This is a genomic window from Ensifer sp. R1-3, from assembly GCF_056739175.1.
The window spans coordinates 1,435,799-1,458,359 of the sequence record NZ_CP096516.1 but is presented as its reverse complement, the minus strand read 5'-3'; the positions used below and the strand labels follow the sequence as shown (position 1 = coordinate 1,458,359).

Here is a 22,561-nt window from a genome sequence, read left to right as displayed (position 1 = left end):
AAAGGCCATCAAACGGCCCGCCCGAGGAAAGCCTCAGGCAGGCCGTATCTTCACTAGCTCCGGCGTCCGATCAGAACGGCGAGTCGGGGAAATAGAAGTCCTTGGCGTTTTCCTTGGTCACCAGCGTCGCATCGATCGTGTAGGTGCCGCGAACCGGGACCTGGCCGTAGAAGTTGGCAACGGTCATTTCAAGTGCGGTGCCGACCATTGCCGGCGGATAGAGCACGTCGACCGGGATCATCTTGTCGCCGTCCATGACCTTTTTGATCATGTCCTTCGAACCGGCTCCGGCGACCACATACTGGATGTCGGTGCGCTTGGCCTGGTCGATCGCCTGCAGCACGCCGACGGCCATGTCGTCATCCTGGCACCAAACGACGTCGATCTGCGGATACTTGGTCAGGTAGTCTTGCATAACCTTAAAGGCGTCATCGCGATTCCAGTTGCCGTATTGGCGGTCCAGGATTTCGACCTTGGAGCCGGCGATGCCCTTGTCGAAGCCGTCCTGACGCTGCTGGTCGATCGGGATCGGCAGGCCGCGAATGACGACCACCTTGGCTTCCGGAGTTGTGGCCTTGATGTATTCGCCGGCGACCTGGCCGAGTGCCGGGTTGTTACCGGCGACATAGAGGTCCCGCACGCTGTTGTCGTTGGTCGAGGGCGCGCGGTCCACCAAGGCAACGAAGGTGCCCTTGCCCTTGACTTCCTTGATGGCGTTGACCAGCGGATCGGGGTCGGTCGGCAGGATCACGAGGGCGTCGATCCCCTGCGTTTCGAGGTCCTGCACGGCGTTGGCCTGGCTCGCCGGGTCCGGCGAGGTCTTGACGATGACGTTGAGGCCCGGATGCTGTTCCATGAGCAGCTTGGCAACGCGCTCGGCATGGAACACGACACCGGCGGTCCAGCCATGGTCGGCCGCCGGGATTGACACGCCGATCGTGACGTTCTTGTCTTGTGCATGGGCTGCACTCGTCAGTGCCATCATCGCGACGGCGGCAAAGCCCATTAATCCCTTTCGCATGCGTCTTCCTCCCAATAATTCTAGGTCGTGGTTGATGTGGCCGGATCGCCCTAGATCCGGCCTGGTCACGATTTGCGTACCAGCGAGCGCTGGACAAGCATCGCGATGATGATGATCGCACCTTGCATCGCGCCGATCAGGTATTCGCTGATGAAGTTCGACAAGAGCATGATGTTTCCGACCAATTCGAGAATGAAGGCACCGCAGATCGTGCCCCAGACGCGGCCCGCGCCGCCCTTGAGCGCCGTTCCGCCGACGACTACGGCGGTGATGGCCTGCAGTTCCCAGAGGATGCCGGTCGTGGCCGAGGTGGAGCCGAGGCGCGGCACGTAGAGCAGCACGGCGACGGCGACGCAGAGTCCCTGGATGACGAAGGCGATGGTGCGCACGCGGTTGACGGCGATGCCGGAATAACGGGCCACGTCGCTGTTGGAGCCGACCGCGACCACGTGCCGGCCGTAACGCGTGCGATAAAGGATGAAGGCGGCGACGGCGGTGACCGCGAGGATAATCGCGATCGGCACCGGCATGCCGAGAATGCTGCCGAAATAGGCCGGGCGATAGAGCTCCTGTAATTCCGGCTCGCGCAGGGTGATGGCGCCGCCTTGCGACAGCCAGGTGGTAAGGCCGCGATAGATGCCCATCGTGCCGAGCGTCGCGATGAAGGGCTCGATTCTGCCGACCGTGGTGATCAGCCCGTTGGCGAGCCCGCAGACGCTACCGGCGACGACCGCAAAAAGGACCGCGGCCGTGAGCATCAGTGCCGGATCGGCGATCACGCCGGAATTCATGAACAGGATCATCAGGCTTGCGACGAAGGCGACCATCGAGCCGACGGAAAGGTCGAGGTCGCCTGCGGAAATGACGAAGGTGGCGCCCACCGCGATGATGGCGATGAAGGCGCTGCGGGTGGCGACGTTGGCGAGGTTGTTGAGACTGATGAAGTTGGGGTTGACCATGGCACCGACGATCAACAGCAGTGCAAGCGCGGCAAACGGCGCCACGGCCCTGAGATCGACGTCCCGCCAGGTCCGGCGGTGTGTTGTGCTTTGGATGCTTTCCTCGTTCACGCTCATGTCCAGATCAACCTCCCGCCCCGGAGCCCGGGGGAATTCCTTTTCCTGTGCCTGCCTTCGCCGCGCGTCCAAGCCGGTCAGGCCGCAGCCATTTTCTTCAGCCCGGCTGCGTAGCGCATGATCTCCTGCTCGGAGATCTCGTCTCCTTCGAGCATGCCGACGATGCGTCCCTCGCGCATCACCGCGACCCTGGTGCAAAGCCCGATGACCTCAGGCATTTCGGAAGAGACGACGATGATCGAGCGGCCGTCGCGCGCGAGCGCCGAGATGAAATGATAGATCTGCTGCTTGGTGCCGACGTCGATGCCGCGTGTCGGCTCGTCGATGATGATGATGTCCGGTTCCGTTTCCATCACCTTGGCGAGCAGCAGCTTCTGCTGGTTGCCGCCGGACATGCGCCTGGCGACGACGTTGCCGTCGCGCACGCGGATGTCGAAGCGGCGGCGGGCTCTTTTGAGCGCAGCCGCCTCGCTCGCCGGGCTGAGATAGCCGATGCGGGCATGCCGGCCGAGCGACTGCAAGGTCAGGTTCGCGGTCATGCCGGAATTGAGCAGCAGGCCCTTCGCCTTGCGGTCCTTGGTCATGTAGGCAAGACCGCGCCGGTTGGCCGCGTGCACGTCGCCGGAGGGCACGGTCTCTCCACGGATCGTCACCTCGCCCGACAGGCGGGGCCTGAGGCCGGCGACCGCCTCCATGAGTTCGGTGCGGCCGGAGCCGATCATACCCGAAAAGCCGAGGATTTCGCCTTTGCGCACCTCGAAGCGGGCGTCCTGGACATAGTCGGTCGAGACGGCGTCGACACGCAGCACGACCTCTTCGTCGACGTTCGGCTCTTTCTTGGCGGGAAAGAGGCTCGACATTTCGCGGCCGACCATGAGCTGCGCGATCGACTCGCCGTCGAGCATCGAAGTCGCGGCAGTCTTCACCCACTGCCCGTCGCGCAGTACCGTCACGCGGTCGGTCAGTTCGATGACTTCGTCGAGCTTGTGCGACACGAAGACGAAGCTCGTGCCCCGGTCGCGCAGCTTGCGGACCTGCCGGAAAAGGAAGTTGGTCTCCTCGCGGGATAGAACGGCCGTGGGCTCGTCCATGAAGACGATCCGCGCGTCGCGGCTGATGGCCTTGGCGATCTCGACCATCTGCTTTTCGGCAATGGAAAGACTGCCGATCAGCGCGTTCGCGTCCACATGACAGCCAAGCAGATCGAGAACCCGGCGCGTCTCCGCGCGCATATACTTGCGGTCGAGCACGCCGAAACGCGTCACCTCGCGACCGAGAAACAGGCTTTCGGCAACAGTCAGGTGTTCGGCAAGATTGAATTCCTGGTGGATGATGACGATGCCCAGCGCTTCGGCCGCACCGTTAGCAGGAAGCGTTACCGGCTGGCCGTCGAGCAGGACCTCGCCCGAGGACGGCTGCTCGAAACCTGAGAGAATCTTGACGAGCGTCGACTTGCCGGCGCCGTTCTCGCCCATCAGGGCGTGGATTTCGCCGGCGCGAAGCTCGAAATTGACACTGAAGAGCACCTGCACGCCGCTGAACGACTTGCTGATCCGCCGTGCCTCCAGCACGACGCGCGCGGCGTCGACCGTCTCCGGATTCATCGATTTCCCCCTTGCGGCTCCCGACCGCCAACGGACGTCATGTAAACCTTTACACTCTCGATGTAAAGGTTTACATAAAGACATACACAGGAATTTGCCCGGTCGCCTTTGACGTTGCCCGCGGTGTGTGTAGTGTCCCGCCGTGTACAGCGCCGCGCGTTCTTATCGGACACGCAAAGGCCGCAGCAGATTGAATTGGCTGCTTGTTTTATCCTTGAATCGGGATCTGGGGAAACATGCAGTAGGGAGACGCAAGGCAGAGCGCAGTGTCGGATTCCACGCCCGCAACCATCGAAGACGTCGCTAGGATCGCTGAAGTTTCGATCGCGACGGTATCGCGGGCAATCCACAACCCGGAGAAGGTTGCGAAATCCACGCGGCTGAAGGTCAACCAGGCGATCGCGATCACCGGTTACACCACCAATGCCATGGCACGCAGCCTGCGCCTCGGCCGCTCGAACATGATCCTGGTCGTCGCTCCTGATATCGGCGATCCGAACTTTTCTAGTATTCTGGTCGGCCTCGAAAACGAGGCACGGTCGCACGGCTACGGCGTGCTGATCGGCCATACCCAGAACGACGCCCAGCGCGCGGTCGAATATCTGAAGTTTCTTAACTCCAACCAGGCGGCGGGTCTGATCCTCTTTACCGGCATCCTGCCCTTCGGCCACGAGACGATAGCGGCGCGGCTGCCGCCGAGCGTCGGCATCTTCGAGCCCGTCTTCAACGGCGGCATACCCTATGTGGGTGTCGACGATGTCGAGGGCGCCCGCAAGGTGGTCGATCTCCTCATCGCCGAAGGCCATCGCAAGATCGCTTTCATCGGCGATTCGCGAACCCGTCTTGCCTATAAGCGGCGCCGCTCCGGCTATGATGCGGGCCTCGATGCGGCGGGGGTGCCGGCGGAACTTAGGCTGGTCCAGGAGGGCGATGGCACGCTCGAGAGCGGCAGGGCTGCCGTCGAGCGGCTCTTCGTTCGCGACACGCTGCCGACGGCATTCATGTGCGTCAACGATCAGACGGCACTCGGAGTGATGATCGGGCTGAAGGCACGCGGCTATGACATACCGCGCGATTTCTCGGTGACAGGCTTCGACGACGTGCCTCAGGCGACATTCATGACGCCGGCCCTGACCACGATCCGTCAGCCGCGCACCCTGATCGGCAAACACGCCATGGCGCTTCTGCTGGAGCTTCTCTCCGACCGGCGCCCCGCCGAAACGGAAATCTTCCTGAGGCCCGATCTGGTGGTGCGCAATTCCGTTTCGGCGCCGTCTCCTCGGTGGGCTTAGAGGCCTGCACCGTTCACTGAAACAATGAACCGTTCCCGAAGGTCTATCTTACCTTCTGGAGGTGCAGGCTCAGGATCTCCGGACGGTCTCAGCTGCGCGACGTCATCCAGACGCCCACCAGCGTCACCGTCAGGCCTATGAAGGTGGCCGCAGTCAACGGTTCGGAAAACAGAGCCCAAGCCCAGAGCATGGTAACAGGCGGACTGAGGTAGATCGCTGCGCTAACCTGAGCCACCGGGAAGAGGCGCAGGCTCGTGTAATAGATCGAATAGGCGGCAAAGGTTGCGATCAGCACCAGCCACACCATTCCCACGGCGAAAGCGCGCGTAAGGGGCGGGGCGAGATCGCCTTGCATCATGGCGCACAGCCCGAACAGCACCGAACCGGTCAGGGTGTGGATGCAAAGGCTCTGGTGCACGGGCATGTTCTGGGTTCGCCGCCGCTTGTGTAGAACCGAGGCAAGGGCAAAAACCAGCATCGAACCGACTGTCAACCCATATGCCCACAAGGGGGCGGCCGCACCGAAACTGAGGCTGTCGAACGAGACGATCAGCACGCCGAAAACCGCAATCGCCGTCCCAAACCATTGTCGCGCGCTCAGGCGTTCACCTAAAACGGGTTGCGACAGGGCGGCAATCGCCAACGGTAAGAGGTCGGAGATGAGGGCGACCAGCCCCGTCGGCACCCGCTGCTCGATGGCAAGTGCAAAGCCACCAAGGTACAAAAATACGGACATCACACCGAACAGCATCTGCTCCGCAATCCCACGCATCCGCAACAGCGGACCGATGGTCAGTGCGAAAGGCAGCAGGATCACTCCCGATAGAAGAGTGCGCCAGAACAGAACCAGCATGACACCTGCCTCTTCGCTGGCATAGCGAATGCCGACGAAACCGGAGCTCCAGCCGACGACCAGGAGCGTTGCCATCATCGGCCAAAGGAGACGGTGATGTCTTGGAGCGGATAGCGAGATGGGCTGGTGGGTCATCGCGTTCTCAGGTCATGTGGTTTGCCACTCAGCCATAGGCAACGGAGGTTCCGTTTGCACATGACAAATTTCGATCACCGCATGACAGTTTGGCCGCAACGCTAATGCGTTCTTGCCAAATGGCAGCTTAAGCCGCATCGTCTTCGCAATTTTCATGACTGGGACCGCAATGAAAGAGTTCAACGGCCGACGTTTGGAAATCGATGCGCTGCGCGCCTTGTGGGCGATCCGGCGTCACGGCGGGATAACCCGCGCGGCCGAGGCCCTGGGCCTGTCGCAGTCTGCCGTCAGCCACAAGATCAAACGGCTCGAGACGAGCCTCGATTGTGACCTGCTCGGCCGGAGCCCGGGCGGAGCGATGTTTACCGCAGCCGGAGAGGATTTGCTGGATTATGCCGGGAAAATCCTCGGCTTGCATGACGAAGCGCTTCTGAGCTTATCGAAAGCGTCACTTGAAGGACGCATCGCGCTCGGTTTGACCGAAGACACGGCGTGCAGCGACCTCGCGCGGATATTGGGGAGATTTCGCCGACTGCATCCGAATGTCGCCGTCCGCACCAAAGTCCGCATGAGTCTAGTCCTGCGAGCGATGCTGGAGCGGGGGGAGCTAGACGCCGCGATCCTGCAGGTTTTCGCTCATGAAGTCCGGCCGACCGACGTCGTTCTGTTCCGGGAGGAGCTCCATTGGGTCAAGCACCCGCAGCTGTCACTGCCGCAGCAGGGCCCGATTCCCTTCCTGTCCTTCGACGACGAATGTTTCTATCGAAGATGGGCGCTCGACATCGGACAGGACGGCGGAGTGGTTCTTGAAACCGTATTCGAATGTGCAAGCGCTGCTGGTATCGTTGCCGCGGTCACTTCGGCCATGGGTGTAGCACTTCTGAGCGGGCGTCATCTGCGCCCCGAAATGCAGATCGTCACCGAACGCTTGCCCACGCCGCCTGCTTTGGCATATGTCGCCCGCCGCGCCCGAAAGGTGAGAAATTCCGCGCTAGATACGCTGGTCGCTGAAATCGAAAACGAAATCAGTCGCTACGGAGGGCTGGTTCTCGCGAGCTAAGTCTCACTTTGAAAATAAGCGCTCCGGACGGAAGACAGTCAGGCACCTTACCGTAAGTGGTTTATCGCACGCGGTACCGGAAGAGGGAGGCCGCTTCGCGGGTATGGACGCTTAGCATCGCGCTCCAGAGCTGGAACATGAACCCGGGCCGGCTGTGCTTCGCAAGCTGGCGCTGCGACGACATGGTAATTCTCCGATAGTTTTGCATGCTGCCATATAGTCTATCGGCGACCTACGAGCCAGCCCAGAGTCGAAGGGGCTGCGTTGCAAGACGAGCATATGTCATTCACGAGAATATCACGGCTCAAAGCGTTGGCGAGGAAAGAAAAAAGCCGGGATGAATTCCTTCATCACCGGCCGATAATTTTGCTTGGAGGAGCAGTATGTTTACGTCTTTTTCCGGCCTTTCTGGCGATAGACGTCGACAACGACAGCAGCGACGATGATGATGCCCTTGACGATCTCCTGGTAGTAGGCGTCGACCCGGAGGAAGGTGAAGCCTGACGTCATCACGCCAAGGATCACCGTGCCGATCACCGTACCGGTGACACGGCCGACGCCGCCTGTGAGCGACGTGCCGCCGATGACGGTCGCGGCGATCGCGTCGAGTTCGTACATGACGCCCATGCCGGCCTGCGCCGTCTGGGCGCGGGCGGCGGTGACCACGCCTGCGAGGCCCGCAAGCATGCCGGCGATCGCATAGACCTTCACCAGATGGGCTTCGACATTGATGCCGGAGACGCGCGCGGCCTGGACATTGGCGCCGATCGCGTAGGTGAATTTGCCGTAGCGGGTGTAGCGCAGCGCGATGTGGAATATCAGCGCCACGACGAGGAAGACGATCACCGGCCAGATGCCCGTGCCGATGAAGTTGAATTGCTCGGTGAGACCCGAGACCGGCTGACCCTTCGTGTACCACTTGGAGACACCGCGGGCCGACACCATCATGCCGAGCGTGGCGATGAAGGGCGGGATCTTGGTCCTGGCGATGAGCTGGCCGTTGATGAAGCCGGCGAGCAGACCGATCCCGACACCAAGGCCGATCGGTACGATGGCCGGAAGGTCGGTCAGTGACGGATAGAGCGCCCGCGGCCAGGTGGAGGCCTGCGCGACGCTCGCCGAGATCATCGCGGTCATGCCGACGACCGAGCCTGACGAGAGGTCGATGCCGCCCGTGATGATGACCTGCGTGACGCCGACGGCGATGATGCCGATCACCGACACCTGCAGGATCATGATCGTCAGGCGCTGCGAATTCATCAGAAAGCTCTGGCCGACGAAGAGCCAGCCGAGAACCTCGTAGACGAGCGCGATACCGATCAGCACCAGAAAGATGTTGAGCTCGGGCGGCATGCGCCGTCTCGAGCGGGCGAGGGACGAGCCCGTGCCCTGTGCTGCGACATTGGTATTCATCTTCTTTCCTCCCTGCGGTCGGCAGTTCGCCTTGATCGGTTCCAAAGGTCAGAGCGGAATGCGGGCGGAAAACCTTACACTTTTCCTCATCCCGCCCTATCGCGCCGCAAGCTCCATGACCTTGATTTGGGTGGCTTCCGCCCTGTCGAGAATGCCGGTGACCCGGCCCTCGTGCATCACCATGATCCGGTCGCTCATCCCGAGCACTTCCGGCATTTCCGACGAGATCATGATGACCGCGACACCGTTGCGGGCAAGTTCGGTCACCAGGCGGTGGATTTCGGCCTTGGCGCCAACATCGATGCCGCGCGTCGGCTCGTCGAGGATCAGGATGCGCGGATTGGTGAGCAGCCAGCGGCCGATCAGCACCTTCTGCTGGTTGCCGCCCGAGAGATTCTCGACGCGCTCCTGCAGGTTCGGCGTCTTGACCCGAAGCTTGCGGCTCATCTCCTCGCAGGCGGCAGTGACTTCCCTCTCGCTGACGAAGCCGCGCTTGACGAATTTGTCCTGCAGCACGGCGATCTGCATGTTTTCGAGAATGTCGAGGATGAGCAGACAGCCGGTGTCCTTGCGATCCTCGGTGAGAAACGCCATCCGGTGACGGATCGCCTTGTTGGCGCTGTCGATCACGACCTCTTTCCCGTCGATCGCGATCGTGCCCGAGCTCGCCGGCGTGACCCCGAAGAGCGTCTCGGCGACGTTGGAGCGGCCGGATCCGACGAGGCCGGCAACGCCGAGGATCTCGCCGGCGCGCACATCGAAGGAGACGTCGCGGAAGACGCCGTTGAGCGTCAGGTTCTTCACCGACAGCACCACGTCGCCGATCGGCACCTCCTCCTTCGGGAACATCTGGGTGATTTCACGTCCGACCATCATGCGGATGATGTCGTCGCGGGTGACCTCGTTCGAGAGGTGGGTGCCGATATATTTGCCGTCGCGGAACACCGAGAACTCGTCGGCGATCTCGAACAGCTCGTTCATCTTGTGGGTGATGTAGACGATGCCGATACCCTGCGAGCGCAGGTCACGGATGATCTCGAATAAATGCGCGACCTCGCGCTCGGTGAGCGCCGAGGTGGGCTCGTCCATGATCAGCACGTCGGACTCGTAGGAGACCGCCTTGGCGATCTCGACCATCTGGCGGTTGGCGACCGAGAGGTGACGGACCTCGATCTCCGGATCGAGATCGATCTTGAGCCGCTCGAAGAGCTTTGCCGTCATGCGGCGCATTTCGCCATGATCGACGAAACCGAAACGGTTCTTGGGTTCCCGGCGGATCCAGATGTTCTCGGCGACGGTCATGAAAGGCATCAGGTTCAGTTCCTGATGGATCATGGCGATGCCGTTCTCGAGTGCGTCGAGTGGCGACTTCAGCCGGATGCCGGCGCCCCTGAGTTTCACCTCGCCCTGGTCGGGATAATAGATCCCGGCGAGGATCTTCATCAAGGTCGACTTGCCGGCTCCGTTCTCGCCCATGAGCGCATGCACGGTGCCGCGCTTCAGCTTGAACTCCACGTCGTCGAGCGCAACGACACCCGGAAACTGCTTGCGAACGCCCTCGGCAGTCAGAAGGTATTCGGATTTCGGAACGGCGCCGCTGGCGCGCACGGCTGCCATTGTCGTGGGACTGAGTGTCATTCTGGTAGCCTCCCATGTTCCGGTTCAACCGGAATGTCCACGCGGCGTGCGGAACATGCCTCCCCTTTCGGCCTTGCAGGCTCGGCCGATAAGATGCGCGGCCCTCAAAGGGAGCGCGGGATGACCGCGCCCCATGACTCTTTGTAAGCGGGGGTGCGGCTTTGCCGCGCCCCATGCAGCGAACGATCAGTTCTTCGTCTGATATTGCGCCAGGTTATCCTTCGTGACGAGCTCGAAGGGAATGTAGACCTTCTTTTCAACCGGCTCGCCCTTGGCGAGCTTAAGGGCGGCATCGACTGAGCCCTTGCCCTGGCCGGCGGCATTCTGGAACACCGTCACATCGAGATCGCCGGCCGCCATGGCGGCGAGCGCATCCTGTGTCGCGTCGATGCCGCCGATGACGACGGAGTCCATCGAGCGCCCGGCCGCTTTCAGCGCCTGGATTGCGCCGATCGCCATTTCGTCGTTGTTGGAGATGACGGCGTCGAATTCGAGGCCGGCGGAAAGCCAGTTCGTCATGAGATCCGAGCCCTGGGTGCGCGACCAGTTCGCGGTCTGCTCCTCGACGATCTCGATGCCCTTGCATTCCTCGGTCGCGATCACGTCGTGGATGTCCTTGGTGCGCATGCGGGCAGCCTGGTTGGAGAGCTCGCCCATCATGACCACGGCCTTGCCCTTGCCGCCCAGCATCTTACAGATTTCCTTGGTCTGCAGCGTGCCGGATTCCTGTTCGTTCGACGCCACGAAGGCCTGCTTGTCCGGAAGCGTATCGACGTTCACCGGCTCGCGGTTGACATAGACCAGCGGAATGCCGGCATCCGCAGCGATCTTCGACATGGCGGCAGTCGCATCGGTGTCGACCGGGTTGACGATGATGGCATCGACCCCCGCGGCGATGAAGTTCTGGATCTGACTCTGCTGTTTCGCGACGTCGTTCTGCGCGTCTTCGACCTGCAGCTCGACGCCGTCGAGCGTCTTTGCATATTCCTGCATCCCGCTGCGCAGCACCGTCAGGAAGTTGTCGTCAAAGAGCGCCATCGACACGCCGATAGTCTCCGCATGCGCGGCCGTCGACATCAAGACGGCCATCGCAGTGCCCAGGAAAAATTTCTTCATTGTTCTTCTCCTCCACTTGGTGCCGGCCACACCTTCTTCAGCCGGGAACGCGATCTTCTTCCCGAAATCGCGTCCAGTCTTCGACCGGAAGCGGCACTCCCGCTGCACCTCCAATCAAAACGGAACAAACAAACCAGAGTTTTGATATTACGGAATATGTATTCCATTTTATCTGGGCGCCGTCAAGAGCGCGTGGGCGCGCCGGTTTGGATTCCCGCTCTTTCCACTGCTGGTGGCGGTCAGCTCCGTAACCGGAGGTAGTCCATGCTCTCGCGCAGGGCGTCTGCCGGGTCGGCAAGTTCGTGCACGGAAGGGGCAAAGGGCTCGAATGAGAAGGGCCCAGCATAGCCTTGATCCTGCAGCCGGCGAGTCTGGCCTTGATTGTCCAGCCTGTCGGCGGCGTCGACGAGAACGCGATGCGGATCGCGCATGTCCGAGACGGCCAGGTTTGCGTCGATGACGCCGGAGATGTGCACGAGGCCGGTGAGATCCGGAAAAAACTGGTCTTCGCCAGCAAGGTGATGGTGGAACGTGTCGTGCACCAGGCGGAAGCTCCGTTCACCGGAAACTGCCCGGATCGCTTCGGCGGCCTCCGCCTTCGAGCGCAGCGAGCAGGCTTCGAAGCCGAGCGGCTCGACGAGGCCGGTGATGCCGGCCGCGTCGAGCATCGGCTTCAGCGCGCCGAGCGCCTGCCGAAGATTGCTTTGTCGGACGCCGTCCTCTTTGCCGCTGCCGTCATTGACGGGCACCAGCACCAGCGCCTTCGCGCCGCAATCGCGTGCATAGGAGATGAGCTCGCGCGCTTCGTCTGCCCGTTGCTCGTTCCATTCGTTGAAGCGCTGCAAGGCGTTGATCGAGACGATCGTCAGCCCGTGCTTCTCCGCAAGGGCTTTCACCTCCTCCGGAGGCGTCCCGTCGGCAATGGCGTTGCCGGCGAGGTCGTTGCGGATTTCGACCATGGAGATGCCGAGCGATTTCGCAAGCGAGAAGAACGCGTCGACCGGGAGGGCGGGCGCGGCCATATGGTTGAGGGCGAAGGGGAGGGCGGTCATGTCGGATGTCTCCTCGGGGAATGGTGCTGAGATGCGGCGACACCGGAACGTTTGTTCCATTTTCGGCCGCAGTCACATTCACCATTCCGCGGGACTCAGTCAAAGCCGCAGACCAGTGGCAATGTTGCATCCCTGCAAGATTGCATTTCACCGCTGACGGAATTCTGTCAGACCGCCCGGCAAAAGGCGCTCGCCGTTGCGTTCACTCGAGACCGTTCGCCTCGGCGATGAAATCCGACAGCATAGGCACGTAATCCTCGCCGCGGCCCGCGCCGACCGCCTGTGCAAATGAGTTCCGGACGGCTGCCCCGACGGGATTGGCGACGCCGGCGGCAATGGCGTAGCCGGCAAGATAGCTCATGTCCTTGAAGCCGTTGCGGATCGCGAATTTGTGGGCATTCGGGTCGCGTTCCAAGACCCAGCGGAAGAAGGTCTGATAGAAAGGGCAATCCATCCGGCCGCCGCGAATGACGCTGTCGAAGACCTCGGGCGTCAGTCCGGCCTTGCGTCCGAGCATCAGCGCTTCGGAATAGAGCGCCGCGTAGCCCATCGATAGGAAGTTGTTGAGCAGTTTCATCGTGTGACCGGAGCCGGTCGGCCCCGTGTGGATGATCCGACCGGCGAAACATTCGAGTACCGGCCACACGCGCTGCACGTCTGACTCCGAGCCGCCGACCATGACATCGAGCGTGCCCGCGGCGGCATCGGCCGGCGTACGGCTGAGCGGCGCATCGATGAGCGTAAGGCCGCTTCCCGCGAGATCGGCTGCAAGCTTCGTCGTGACGGAGGGATCGGATGTGGAACAGTCGACGATGGTGACCGGCCTGCCCGCACTCGCGATGCCATCCGGGCCGCCGATGACCGAAAGGACTTCCGGCGAGCCGGTAACGCAGAGGACGATGACGTCGCATTGCTCCGCCATCTCACGCGGCGTCTTGGCTTCGCGTGCGCCCTCGGCCACGAGCATCTCCACCGGCGCCCGGTTGCGATGCGCCATCACCTGGAGCGGCCAACCCTTTTTCAGGATATTTGCCGCCATGCCCTGGCCCATCAATCCGAGCCCGATGAAGCCTATGTTCGATTTCGTCATCTAATTGCCTCCTCTGATGCATGTTATGGTCATTGAACGACTGGTATCCACGATCCTAGAGAATTCGAGCGGGATGCGGGCGAAAACCTGCGAGCGCTTTTTCGAGAATTCGTCTATGTCGACTGCGTCCGCTCCTATCCGGTTCGGAAGGTCTCTCGGAATGGGCCAAGGAAAATTGCGATGAGTGCAGTTATAATCGCAAGAATGGAGAAAAGCGTGGCTGGAAACCAGATTCGCCGCATGACCTGCGAAAACAACCAGGCCCATCGTGATGTCATCAACTCATCCACTTACGATCAGCTCTGATCGAAGCATCGATGCATTTGTCCTTTAATTCTACCCGATCGAAGGACAACGACATGCAGAAGATCAAAGTGCTACAGCGATATTTGCGCGTCCGATCAGACGCGCGGGGTGTAGCTTAAGGACAGAAGCGGGTCTCCGTGTCAACTTGAACGGAACCGAAGAGCGGCTTCACCCGACCGGCGAAGCTGCATCAGAACTTGCGGCTCACAAAGGATGAGCCGGCCAGCCCGAACCGCCAGGGCTGTTCTACCGCCTTGGTTATGCCGACGCGGATGCCGGCGGCGAGCGGCGGTTTCGTGGAGGGCAGGGTGAGGCGGAACGGATCCTCTCCGAGAGGCAATCCGTCCAGCTCCCGGCTGATCGCCAGCGCCTGTCCGACACGTCCCGGTCCGGAACACAATAGCCTCTCTTCACGGACGCCACGTCTCGCCCGCATCGTGTCTATGCCCCATCGCGGTTCGATCGCGCGGATCAGTACGGCGCTGCCTGGCAGGCAGACGAAATTCAGGCACCAGTGCAGGCCGTAGGAGAGATAGACGTAGGCATGCGCCGGCGGACCGAACATGGCGCGATTGCGCGCCGTGGTGCCGGCGAAACTATGCGACGCCGCGTCGTCAGGCAGGTAGGCCTCCGTCTCGACTATCGTGCCGCCGACACCGGAAACGGTGAAATCGGCGCCGATCAGATCAGCCGCCACCTGGACGGCGCTACGCGCGAAGAAATCGACATCTGAGGTCAAGCGATGCACCGGTCAGTTCGAGTTATCCGCATCCTCGCAAGAGATCCGGCGAGCGCCAAGGCATGAATGACGAAAATGAGATCGTCTTTTTTAGGTCTCCCCTAGGGAAAACGGGTTGAATTGAAGGCCCGGGCGCACGATTCTCCATGAAGGAATTCGAAGCGCTACAGCAACTCGGCGTGCCTCAGTCGCGCATGCGGTGCTGGAGGAGAGCGAACTCATGAACCATTACCATATTTTCGAAACCGCACGCGGTTTCTGCGGCATCGCCTGGAGCGATGCCGGCATCACGCGCTTCCAGCTGCCGACGCGAAGCGCCGAATCCACCGAGCGACTGCTTCTGCGGCGTTTGCCGGACGGAGCGCCGCACGAGCCGCCGCCGCGGGTTGCCGAAGCGGTCGCGGCGGTGAAGGACTATTTCGAGGGAAGGGAGACGGATTTTTCCCGCTTCGATCTCGATCTGCAGGGACAGGGCGCCTTTTTCGAGAAGATCTATCAGGCCGCGCGAAAGATCCCGTGGGGCAGCACGACGACCTACGGCGCCCTTGCGAAGGAGCTCGGCGCAGGCCCGGAGGCGGCCCGGGATGTCGGCCAAGCGATGGCGAAGAATCCCGTGGCACTGATCATCCCGTGCCATCGGGTTCTCGCAGCCGGCGGCAAGATCGGCGGTTTCTCGGCGCCGGGCGGTTCTTCCACGAAGCTCGGAATGCTCGAAATGGAAGGCGTCAAGGTCGCTCCGCCGGAGCCCGCGCAGCAATCCCTGGGGTTTTGAAATGGCCACCACGAATCCGAGCGAGGCGAACGTCGCAGTTCAGTCTCCGACACAGCCACAGCCGCCTTTGCCCGGCGAAAGCGAGGGGACATGGCCGGCGCGGCGGCGCCGGATCATCGACTGGCTCGTCATCGAGACGCGCGGCGAACGCTTTATCGACAACATCTTCGTGGAGATGTGCGACAAGCTGGTGGAGGCCGGCGTGCCCGTCGCCCGCGCCACCCTGCATTTCAGAATTCACCACCCGCAGTGGATCGGTGCACGGATTCTATGGCGAAAGGGTCTGGCGGAGGCGGAGCTTGATACCTATGCCTACGGCGTCGAGGACACCACGCAATATCTGAGCAGCCCCTTGCGCGATTTCAACGAGGGGGCGGAGGAAGTGCGCAGACGCCTTGACGACCCGACATCGGCGGGTCCGGATTACCCGCTCTATGATGAACTGCGCGCGGAGGGACTGACCGAGTACATCATCTGGCCCCTGCTCCATACGCTCGGCAAGCGGCACGCGGTCACCTTTGCGAGCGACAGGCCGGGCGGATTCAGCTCCGATGATCTCGCCTTCCTGAAGGATATTCTGCCGGCCCTGGCGCTTGTCAGTGAAATCCGGCTGAAGAACCGCTTCGCCCGCACGCTTCTCGAGACCTATGTCGGGCCGCATGCGAGCGAGCAGATCCTGGCCGGAGCGACCACACGCGGCAGCGGCGTGACGGTAGGCGCGGCGATCCTCATCTGCGATCTGCGCGACTTCACGAAGCTGTCCGACCTATGGCCCAGGGACGACGTCATCGAACTCCTCAACGGCTATTTCGACGCCATGTCGGAACCGATCGAGCGGCACGGCGGGGAGATCCTGAAATTCATGGGCGACGGGCTGCTGGCGATCTTTCCGCTCAGCAATCCCTGTGCCTGCAGTCAGCTTCTCGGAGCCATCGGCGAGGCGCAGGCCGCTCTTGCCGTTCTCAATGAGGAGAACCTGCGCAAGGGCCACGATCCGCTCGGCTACGGCATCGGCGTCCATGTCGGCGATGTGATGTATGGCAATATCGGTTCGCGCCGGCGTCTGGACTTCACGGTGATCGGACCGGCGGTCAACATCGCCTCGCGTCTCGAAACCCTTACGAAGGAGCTGAAGCGTCCGGTTCTGCTCTCAAGAGCCTTCGTCGAAAAGGCAGGCTGTGCAGGGCAGATGGAAAATCTGGGTTCCTATGCCTTGCGGGGGCTTGATGAGCCGGTCGACGTCTTTGCCTTCTCGGGAAAAAAATAGATTTTGCCTCTCATCCGGCCTGCCGGCAGGCCGGATGAGAGGCATGCGCCGTCACTTCATCGTATAGACGTCAATGGTGAAATACTTGTCGTTGATCTTCTTGTAGGTCCCGTCGGCGCGGATCTCATCAAGCGCCTTGTTCAGCTTCTCGCGCATTTCGTTGTCCTCCTGCCGGACAGCAATACCGACGCCGTCGCCGACGAATTTTTTGTCGGTGATCGGCTCGCCGACGAGCTCGCAGCAACCCTTGCCGTCGTCATTCTTGGTAACCCAATCGAGCAGCGGCAGCATGTCGCCGACCTGCAGGTCGAGCCTACCGTTGACCATGTCGAGATTGGCTTCGTCCTGGGTGGGATAGAGCTTGATCTCGGCATCCGGGTAGACGGCGGCGATATAGTCGGCCTGGGTCGTGCCGGATTGGGCGCCGATCACCTTGCCCTGGAGCGCCTCGTTGCTGAAGGCGCTGATGCCGGCACCCTTCGGTGCCGCATGCGTCATCGCGGCCAGGTAATAGGGATTGGTGAAAGCCACCTGCTTCTTGCGCTCCTCGGTAATGAACATCGAGGCGATAATCATGTCGTACTTCTTGGCAAGCAGGCCCGGAATGATGCCGTCCCAATCCTGGGCGACGACTTCGCACTCGACCTTCATGCGCTCGCAGAGCGCGAGACCGATTTCCACGTCGAAACCGCCGATCTTGCCGCTGGAATCGACGAAGTTGAAGGGCGGATAGGCACCCTCGGTTCCGATCTTCAGCTTCTCCGCAGCAACGGCGGAAGAAGACAGTGCAGTGCCGGCGAGTGCCAGCGCCAGAATGAGCTTTCGCATGTTCTTTCCCCTCGGTTGCGCCTTTGTTCGGCGCTTCCAGGGAACTGTAGGGGCAGACGTTACATAAGCGAAATCGATAGGCGCGATAATCGATATTCTTAGCGTTGATGAAGTGTGGAAGTCGTGCCCGGGATTAGCCCTTTAGCCGCCCCTGCCTTTTCAGTTGCTGTTCGCGGAAGAAGATGAAGAGACCGGAGGCGACGATGAGGGCGGCGCCGATCACCATCGACAGCCGCGGCGTATCGCCGAAGATCAGCCAGCCGAAGAAGATTGCCCAGAAGAGTAGCGTATACTGCAACGGGGCCACCGTCGCGGCATCGGCGAGCTTCAGCGCCCGGTTGACGAGGACATGGGCGATCATTGCTACGGCGCCGAGCAGGCAGATGAGCGCCGTGTCGAGTGGTTTGAGGGGTGTCCAGTCGAAGGGTGCCCAGACGAGGCCGGCGACCGCGGCGCCGACAATCTGCCAGAAGGCGAGCGTCGTATCCGGAGTGCCGCGCAGCGAACGCCCGGAAATCATCATGAAGGCGAAGGTCATGCTGCCGAGAATCGAGATGACGGCCGGCAGCGTGAAGGCCTGTGACGACGGCTCGAGCGCGACGACGACGCCGACGAAGCCGATGCCGATCGCCGTCCAGCGCCGCCAGCCGACAGGTTCCTTCAGCACCAGCGGCGAAACGGCCGCGACATAGATCGGCGCCGCCAGCCAATAGGTCATGACGTCAGCCAGCGGCAGGTAGACGACGGCGAAATAGAACGCGACCACCTCCGCGGTCGAGGCGACGACGCGGGCAAGCTGAAGGCCGGGCCGCTCGAGAGTGAAGAGTTTTTTCGGGCCGCTTACCCACAGGAAGGGCGCGAGCAGAAGGGCAGCGGCGATGCTGCGGATAAGCACCACCTGGCCGACCGAGTAGGTGGCGACGAGCCACTTCCCCATGACGTCGTTCACTGAGAACATCAACATGCCGAGGAGCATAACGACCACGCCGGCGCGGGCGGCGCCGTTTTCACGGGAAAGGTTGCCGGGGACGCTGTCGACGGCCATGGATGCGAATTCCTTCAGAGCGGGTCCGCGGTCCCGCGGAACGTTTCCGGTCGCGAGGCACGGATTTCAGAGAATCCGGCGCGGCAACCTGCGCAGCCATTCGCATATTCGGGCGGCGCAATCCATGCCGCACTGCTTATCAATTCATCACCTTTGCGAATGATAGCAATTTGCGAAATTGCGGAATTCCGGGAAAGGCGAGGGACGGCGCCGGCGCATGCTGGAGCATTTCCGCTTTCCCCTGAATGCCCAGCCCTTTTGCTTTCGAAATTCCGGACGGAAAACCGCTGCGCACTTTTCCTGGAGTTTCCAGGTCAAGCGCTGCCGACCAGGCGCATGTCGGGATTGAGGAGTTCGCTGTAAAGGTCCGCATAGCGGGCCGCACTGCGATGCCACGAGCAGTCGGTTTTCATGCCCTGGCGGCGAAGTCCCTCCCAGACGCGTCGCAGCCGGTAGAGCCGGAAGGTGCGGCGCAGTGCATGGCGTAGTCCGTCCTCGTCGATGGGCGCAAACTGTATGCCCGTCGCGACATGGGCATGGAGCGCGGCATCGTTGGCATCGATGATGGTCTCCGACAGGCCGCCCGTGCGGGCGACGACCGGTACGCAGCCGTAGCGCAGCGCGTAAAGCTGCGTGAGGCCGCAGGGCTCGAACCGGGACGGAACGAGCATTGCATCCGCGCCGGCATGAATCCTGTGGGCGAGGTGCTCGTCATAACCGATGCTTACACTGATGTTTTGCGGGAAATGTCGCATGAGATCCATGAATGCGGCTTCCAGCTTCTCCTCGCCTTGCCCATGGATGATCAGGGTGCCGCCATTCTTGACAATCTCGCCGGCGGTCGCAGCGAGAAGGTCCATGCCCTTCTGCCATGTCAACCGGTTGACGCTGGCGAAGATCGGTCCGCAGGTGTCCGGCAGGCCGAAATGCCGGAGCAGCACCTGCCGGTTGGGCAGGCGGCGCAGCGGCACGCGCGCCGAATAGTGATGCTCGATGCAGGGATCTGAGGATGGATCCCATACTTCCAGGTCTATGCCGTTGACGATGCCCACGACATCCGCATGCCGTTCGTTCATCACGCCTTCCAGCCCCATGCCGAAGGCCGGGGACATGATTTCCCGCGCATAGGTGGGGCTGACGACCGTGATCGCATCGGCTGCCTGCAGGCCGCCCTTGAGGAACCCGATATCGCCGTAATATTCGACGCCGTCGATCGAATATGCTTCCGCCGGGAGGCCGAGCTCGGGGAAGTAGTGGGCCGGGAATTGCCCCTGGAACGCAAGGTTGTGCACGGTTAGGACGCGAGGAATGGTGTCGTCGCCGGCGTACTTCAGATAGAGGAGGCTCATCGCCGCGTGCCAGTCATGTGCGTGAATGATGTGCGGCCGCCAGTTGGGAACGAGCCCGCGCGCGATTTGCGATGCGACCAGCGAGAAGGCGGCGAAGCGTTTCCAGTTGTCCGCATAATCCCGGCCATGCCTGTCTACGTAGAGGGCCCCTTGCCTGTCATAGAAGGCCGGCGCATCGAGCACGAAGAGATCCAGCCCGTGAGCCCGCGCCGCGATGAGAGTGGCGCGTTCGCCGAACAGGCTTTCAAACTCGGCGACCGGGGTCGCGTCGCTGAGCGCGCGCATGACGCCGGGGTAACCCGGAACGAAGCTGCGCGTGTGGATGCCGTGGGCCCTGAGTGCCTTGGGGAGCGATCCCGCTACATCTGCCAGGCCCCCGGTCTTGACGAGCGGAAAAATTTCGGCCGTGACAGACAGTATCTGCATCGTTCATGTTCCGGGAAACGTGTTGAATGCGACCGGCCCACTCGCCGCCGATGTGCCCTCCATCAACACAATCATGAGCAACAAAGTTCCCGCCATCCGATGAAATTTTATCTGCCTATCGCGCGCTGTTCGTGCGGCTGGGATTCGCGGCGCCTGCCGCCTTCGGGAACACAAGTCGCGGCTCTTGGTTCTCCTATTCGCGCGAGGACGCGCCGATGGGGCAATGCCCCCGCGCTCTCGCTTTCGTAGCAGCCGCGCCTGTGCGTCCCGTGGGACATTCAAAGATCGCTGCGGCATTTGCTCGTACATGGAAGGAGGCAACTGATGACCTTCAGTCTGATCAGTCCCGTATTCGCCGATGGCCAGCCGATACCGCAGAAATATACCCGCTTCGGCGAGAACCTGTTCCCGCCGCTGAAATGGACGGGGACGCCCGAGGCAACGCAGAGCTTCGCGTTGATCGTCGAGGATCCCGATGCGGTGAGCGGTTTGTTCCGCCACTGCTCGATCATCAACATTCCCGGCAGCTGGACCGAGCTTCCGCAAGCGGTCGATACCGGACCCGAACGTGGGATCAAGTTCATCAGAAACGATTTCGGAAACGCCCGTTACGACGGGCCGCAGCCGCCTTCCGGAACAGGCGTGCACCGTTACCGGTTCAGGCTTGCCGCCCTCGACGCGGCCAACCTTTCGATCCCCGACGACGTGGGCGCGGCAGAAGCCTGGGAGAGGGCCTGCAAGCATCTCATCGGCGAGGCGGAGATCGTCGGCACATACGAAGGGTAGATGTAAGCATTTCCAGAAACGGTGTGTCTAGCGGCTTTCCCCCGCATCCGATCACTCGGGCAATCCGGCCAGCCGCAGTCCGTCCGCAAATCGGGCGAGGTCTTCCGGGCGATGAATCGGCAGCCAGTCCCGAAGGGTGGACACGCGCAATGACGGGTCGAGCGCCCGCAGGCGCTGCATCGTCTTTCGCGCTTCCTCCGTCCGCCCGGCAAGCGCGTGGCTCGCCGCCACCAGGGCGACCGCGACGAGCAGGCTGGGCAGGTTTCCCAGCGCCTTTTCCGCCCAGACCAGGGCGGAGTCGAAGCGACCGGCGAAGAAATGCGCGAGTGCCGTTCCGGCCTGCATCCGGAACATTTCCTGGTCCAGGGGGCTCAGACGTGCGGCGTGCTCGATATGCTCGATCGCACTCTCCGGTTCACCGCGGAAAACGCGCAGGAAGCCGCCGAGGAACCAGGCGGGGGCGAAGTTGGGGTTGAGCAGCCGTGCCCGGTCGATGAGCGCAATGCCGCCGTCCAGGTCGCCGACGAGATGTCCGAGCGCGTGACCGCTTCTTGTCAGCGCTACCGCATCGTCCCGGCCAAGTTCCACTGCCCGCCGCGCCAGGCGCGCGCCCTCGGCTATCTCCTCGGCCCGATCGACCATCCAGCCATTCAACTTGCGCCAGAAGTAACACCAGGCGGCCCCGGCATAGGCAGACGCAAATTCCTGATCGAGCTCGATCGCCCGATAGAACAAGGGCAGTGCCGCCTCGATTGCTTCATGGGTTCCGCTGTGCAGTTTTGCCATTCCACGCAGATAATAGTCGTGGGCGTCGAGGCTTTCCGTCGGCTTGCGCTTGGCGCGCTCCATTTCCGCCCGCTCGACCTGAGGTGCGATAGCGCCGACGACGCTTTCCGCCATCCGGTCCTGCAGCTCGAAAATGTCGTCCAGGGTGCCCTCGAAGCGCTCCGCCCAGAGATGCGTCCCCGTCGTCGCGTCGATGAGCTGCCCGGTTATGCGCACCCTGTTTCCGGATTTGCGCACGCTGCCTTCCAGCACATAGCGCACGCCAAGCTCCCTACCGACGTCCTTCACCTCCACCGCCCGGCCTTTATACCTAAAACTCGAATTGCGGGCGATGACGAACAGCCAGCGGATGCGCGAGAGGGCCGTGATGATGTCCTCCACGATGCCGTCTGCGAAATATTCCTGCTCCGGATCACCGCTGAGATTCTGAAAAGGCAGGACGGTGATGGAGGGTTTGTCCGGAAGGACGAGCGCGGAGGCTGTTTCTCCCGATCCGCCGGAGGCCTGTAACGCGGCGCCTGGCCCGACGGGCTGTCGGACTTCTCCGATCCCGCCGATCCTGATGTCGCCGACGAAGCGGAAGCCCTTGCGGGCGACCGTCCGGATCAGGCGCTGCTCCCCGCCGGTGTCGCCGATGGCTTTGCGAACCGCATTGATGTGGCTGGTGATCGTCGATTCCGAGACGATGCGGCCGCCCCACACCGCCTGGAGCAACTCGTCCTTGCTGACGACACGGTCGCGGGTGCCGACCAGATGCAGCAGGAGGTCGAAGACCTGCGGTCCGACGGACACGACCTGTCCGCGCCGGGTGAGTTCCCGGCGCTCCTGGTCGAGCACGTAGTCTCCAAACATGAATCGCACTTCGGCATCCCCTGGCCGGCCGCGCTCGCTATCCGGGCAACTGGCG

At 62.1% G+C, this 22,561-nt stretch carries 20 protein-coding genes; 6 read left to right on the top strand and 14 right to left on the bottom strand.

All coding sequences use genetic code 11. The features are described 5' to 3' along the window. Positions 1–70: 70 nt before the first annotated feature. The 3 genes from M1D43_RS24050 to M1D43_RS24040 form a co-directional block, all read right to left on the bottom strand. A complete protein-coding gene (locus M1D43_RS24050) occupies positions 71–1,021 on the bottom strand; it encodes a substrate-binding domain-containing protein (RefSeq protein ID WP_010976234.1) in 951 nt (316 codons plus the stop codon). A gap of 65 nt (positions 1,022–1,086) precedes the next feature. Then, on the bottom strand, positions 1,087–2,097 hold the full coding sequence (locus tag M1D43_RS24045) for an ABC transporter permease (protein WP_003530558.1): 1,011 nt from the start codon (positions 2,095–2,097) through the stop codon (positions 1,087–1,089). 77 nt (positions 2,098–2,174) lie between these two features. After that, complete coding sequence (locus M1D43_RS24040) at positions 2,175–3,701, bottom strand: sugar ABC transporter ATP-binding protein (RefSeq protein WP_010976233.1); 1,527 nt, start codon at positions 3,699–3,701, stop codon at positions 2,175–2,177. Between the two features lie 266 nt (positions 3,702–3,967). On the opposite strand from M1D43_RS24040, the gene M1D43_RS24035 reads away from it, so the two are divergent. Beyond that, on the top strand, positions 3,968–4,993 hold the full coding sequence (locus M1D43_RS24035) for a LacI family DNA-binding transcriptional regulator (protein WP_010976232.1): 1,026 nt from the start codon (positions 3,968–3,970) through the stop codon (positions 4,991–4,993). Between the two features lie 88 nt (positions 4,994–5,081). Here M1D43_RS24035 and M1D43_RS24030 read toward each other — a convergent pair whose 3' ends face one another. Further along, positions 5,082–5,981, bottom strand: a complete 900-nt coding sequence (locus M1D43_RS24030; protein ID WP_122103581.1) for a DMT family transporter — start codon at positions 5,979–5,981, stop codon at positions 5,082–5,084. A gap of 169 nt (positions 5,982–6,150) precedes the next feature. Between M1D43_RS24030 and M1D43_RS24025 the strand changes: the two genes are divergently transcribed. Continuing rightward, positions 6,151–7,041 (top strand): LysR family transcriptional regulator, encoded by an 891-nt coding sequence (locus M1D43_RS24025; RefSeq protein ID WP_013850347.1) that lies wholly within the window; start codon positions 6,151–6,153, stop codon positions 7,039–7,041. 387 nt (positions 7,042–7,428) lie between these two features. Here the strand turns inward: M1D43_RS24025 and M1D43_RS24020 are convergent, their stop codons facing one another. The 5 genes from M1D43_RS24020 to M1D43_RS24000 form a co-directional block, all read right to left on the bottom strand. Beyond that, entirely contained in the window at positions 7,429–8,454 is a 1,026-nt protein-coding gene (locus M1D43_RS24020) for an ABC transporter permease (protein ID WP_003530546.1), read from the bottom strand. A gap of 96 nt (positions 8,455–8,550) precedes the next feature. Next, the gene (locus tag M1D43_RS24015) at positions 8,551–10,092 is read right to left on the bottom strand and encodes a sugar ABC transporter ATP-binding protein (protein WP_498814296.1); all 1,542 of its coding nucleotides are present in this window, start codon (positions 10,090–10,092) and stop codon (positions 8,551–8,553) included. A gap of 186 nt (positions 10,093–10,278) precedes the next feature. Then, the gene (locus M1D43_RS24010) at positions 10,279–11,208 is read right to left on the bottom strand and encodes a sugar ABC transporter substrate-binding protein (RefSeq protein ID WP_014527767.1); all 930 of its coding nucleotides are present in this window, start codon (positions 11,206–11,208) and stop codon (positions 10,279–10,281) included. A gap of 239 nt (positions 11,209–11,447) precedes the next feature. After that, a complete protein-coding gene (locus M1D43_RS24005; RefSeq protein ID WP_014527768.1) occupies positions 11,448–12,260 on the bottom strand; it encodes a TIM barrel protein in 813 nt (270 codons plus the stop codon). A 202-nt stretch (positions 12,261–12,462) separates the two neighbouring features. Continuing rightward, a complete protein-coding gene (locus M1D43_RS24000) occupies positions 12,463–13,350 on the bottom strand; it encodes an NAD(P)-dependent oxidoreductase (RefSeq protein WP_003530537.1) in 888 nt (295 codons plus the stop codon). A 180-nt stretch (positions 13,351–13,530) separates the two neighbouring features. Here M1D43_RS24000 and M1D43_RS23995 point away from each other — a divergent pair, with 180 nt between their 5' ends. Next, complete coding sequence (locus tag M1D43_RS23995; protein WP_017264137.1) at positions 13,531–13,656, top strand: hypothetical protein; 126 nt, start codon at positions 13,531–13,533, stop codon at positions 13,654–13,656. Positions 13,657–13,846: 190 nt separating this feature from the next. On the opposite strand, the gene M1D43_RS23990 is transcribed toward M1D43_RS23995, so the two are convergent. Continuing rightward, on the bottom strand, positions 13,847–14,404 hold the full coding sequence (locus M1D43_RS23990) for a DNA-3-methyladenine glycosylase (RefSeq protein WP_014527769.1): 558 nt from the start codon (positions 14,402–14,404) through the stop codon (positions 13,847–13,849). 211 nt (positions 14,405–14,615) lie between these two features. On the opposite strand from M1D43_RS23990, the gene M1D43_RS23985 reads away from it, so the two are divergent. Beyond that, positions 14,616–15,167 carry a methylated-DNA--[protein]-cysteine S-methyltransferase gene (locus M1D43_RS23985; protein ID WP_003530530.1) on the top strand — a complete coding sequence of 184 codons (552 nt, stop codon included), beginning with the start codon at positions 14,616–14,618 and terminating at the stop codon, positions 15,165–15,167. Between the two features lies 1 nt (position 15,168). After that, a complete protein-coding gene (locus tag M1D43_RS23980) occupies positions 15,169–16,434 on the top strand; it encodes an adenylate/guanylate cyclase domain-containing protein (protein ID WP_003530528.1) in 1,266 nt (421 codons plus the stop codon). Positions 16,435–16,485: 51 nt separating this feature from the next. Here the strand turns inward: M1D43_RS23980 and M1D43_RS23975 are convergent, their stop codons facing one another. From M1D43_RS23975 to glgA, 3 genes are all read right to left on the bottom strand, one after another. Further along, positions 16,486–17,262: an ABC transporter substrate-binding protein gene (locus M1D43_RS23975; protein WP_003530526.1), complete on the bottom strand. Its 777-nt coding sequence runs from the start codon at positions 17,260–17,262 to the stop codon at positions 16,486–16,488. A gap of 133 nt (positions 17,263–17,395) precedes the next feature. Then, a complete protein-coding gene (locus tag M1D43_RS23970) occupies positions 17,396–18,307 on the bottom strand; it encodes a DMT family transporter (protein WP_003530524.1) in 912 nt (303 codons plus the stop codon). Positions 18,308–18,621: 314 nt separating this feature from the next. Continuing rightward, positions 18,622–20,082, bottom strand: coding sequence for a glycogen synthase GlgA (gene glgA, locus M1D43_RS23965; protein ID WP_014527771.1), 1,461 nt, complete (start codon positions 20,080–20,082; stop codon positions 18,622–18,624). 324 nt (positions 20,083–20,406) lie between these two features. Here glgA and M1D43_RS23960 point away from each other — a divergent pair, with 324 nt between their 5' ends. Then, the gene (locus M1D43_RS23960) at positions 20,407–20,868 is read left to right on the top strand and encodes a YbhB/YbcL family Raf kinase inhibitor-like protein (protein ID WP_003530520.1); all 462 of its coding nucleotides are present in this window, start codon (positions 20,407–20,409) and stop codon (positions 20,866–20,868) included. Positions 20,869–20,919: 51 nt separating this feature from the next. Here M1D43_RS23960 and M1D43_RS23955 read toward each other — a convergent pair whose 3' ends face one another. Beyond that, entirely contained in the window at positions 20,920–22,515 is a 1,596-nt protein-coding gene (locus M1D43_RS23955) for a winged helix-turn-helix domain-containing tetratricopeptide repeat protein (RefSeq protein ID WP_013850352.1), read from the bottom strand. Between the last annotated feature and the right edge of the window lie 46 nt (positions 22,516–22,561).

Excerpts from the sequence above, each read along its gene's own strand:
- M1D43_RS24005 (WP_014527768.1), bottom strand. The coding sequence starts at position 12,260 with ATGACCGCCCTCCCCTTCGCCCTCAACCATATGGCCGCGCCCGCCCTC.
- M1D43_RS24020 (WP_003530546.1), bottom strand. The coding sequence starts at position 8,454 with ATGAATACCAATGTCGCAGCACAGGGCACGGGCTCGTCCCTCGCCCGC.
- M1D43_RS24015 (WP_498814296.1), bottom strand. The coding sequence starts at position 10,092 with ATGACACTCAGTCCCACGACAATGGCAGCCGTGCGCGCCAGCGGCGCC.
- M1D43_RS24030 (WP_122103581.1), bottom strand. The coding sequence starts at position 5,981 with ATGACCCACCAGCCCATCTCGCTATCCGCTCCAAGACATCACCGTCTC.
- M1D43_RS23985 (WP_003530530.1), top strand. The coding sequence starts at position 14,616 with ATGAACCATTACCATATTTTCGAAACCGCACGCGGTTTCTGCGGCATC.
- M1D43_RS23980 (WP_003530528.1), top strand. The coding sequence starts at position 15,169 with ATGGCCACCACGAATCCGAGCGAGGCGAACGTCGCAGTTCAGTCTCCG.
- M1D43_RS24010 (WP_014527767.1), bottom strand. The coding sequence starts at position 11,208 with ATGAAGAAATTTTTCCTGGGCACTGCGATGGCCGTCTTGATGTCGACG.
- glgA (WP_014527771.1), bottom strand. The coding sequence starts at position 20,082 with ATGCAGATACTGTCTGTCACGGCCGAAATTTTTCCGCTCGTCAAGACC.
- M1D43_RS23975 (WP_003530526.1), bottom strand. The coding sequence starts at position 17,262 with ATGCGAAAGCTCATTCTGGCGCTGGCACTCGCCGGCACTGCACTGTCT.
- M1D43_RS24045 (WP_003530558.1), bottom strand. The coding sequence starts at position 2,097 with ATGAGCGTGAACGAGGAAAGCATCCAAAGCACAACACACCGCCGGACC.
- M1D43_RS24040 (WP_010976233.1), bottom strand. The coding sequence starts at position 3,701 with ATGAATCCGGAGACGGTCGACGCCGCGCGCGTCGTGCTGGAGGCACGG.
- M1D43_RS23970 (WP_003530524.1), bottom strand. The coding sequence starts at position 18,307 with ATGGCCGTCGACAGCGTCCCCGGCAACCTTTCCCGTGAAAACGGCGCC.
- M1D43_RS23960 (WP_003530520.1), top strand. The coding sequence starts at position 20,407 with ATGACCTTCAGTCTGATCAGTCCCGTATTCGCCGATGGCCAGCCGATA.
- M1D43_RS24000 (WP_003530537.1), bottom strand. The coding sequence starts at position 13,350 with ATGACGAAATCGAACATAGGCTTCATCGGGCTCGGATTGATGGGCCAG.
- M1D43_RS24050 (WP_010976234.1), bottom strand. The coding sequence starts at position 1,021 with ATGCGAAAGGGATTAATGGGCTTTGCCGCCGTCGCGATGATGGCACTG.
- M1D43_RS23995 (WP_017264137.1), top strand. The coding sequence starts at position 13,531 with ATGAGTGCAGTTATAATCGCAAGAATGGAGAAAAGCGTGGCTGGAAAC.
- M1D43_RS24025 (WP_013850347.1), top strand. The coding sequence starts at position 6,151 with ATGAAAGAGTTCAACGGCCGACGTTTGGAAATCGATGCGCTGCGCGCC.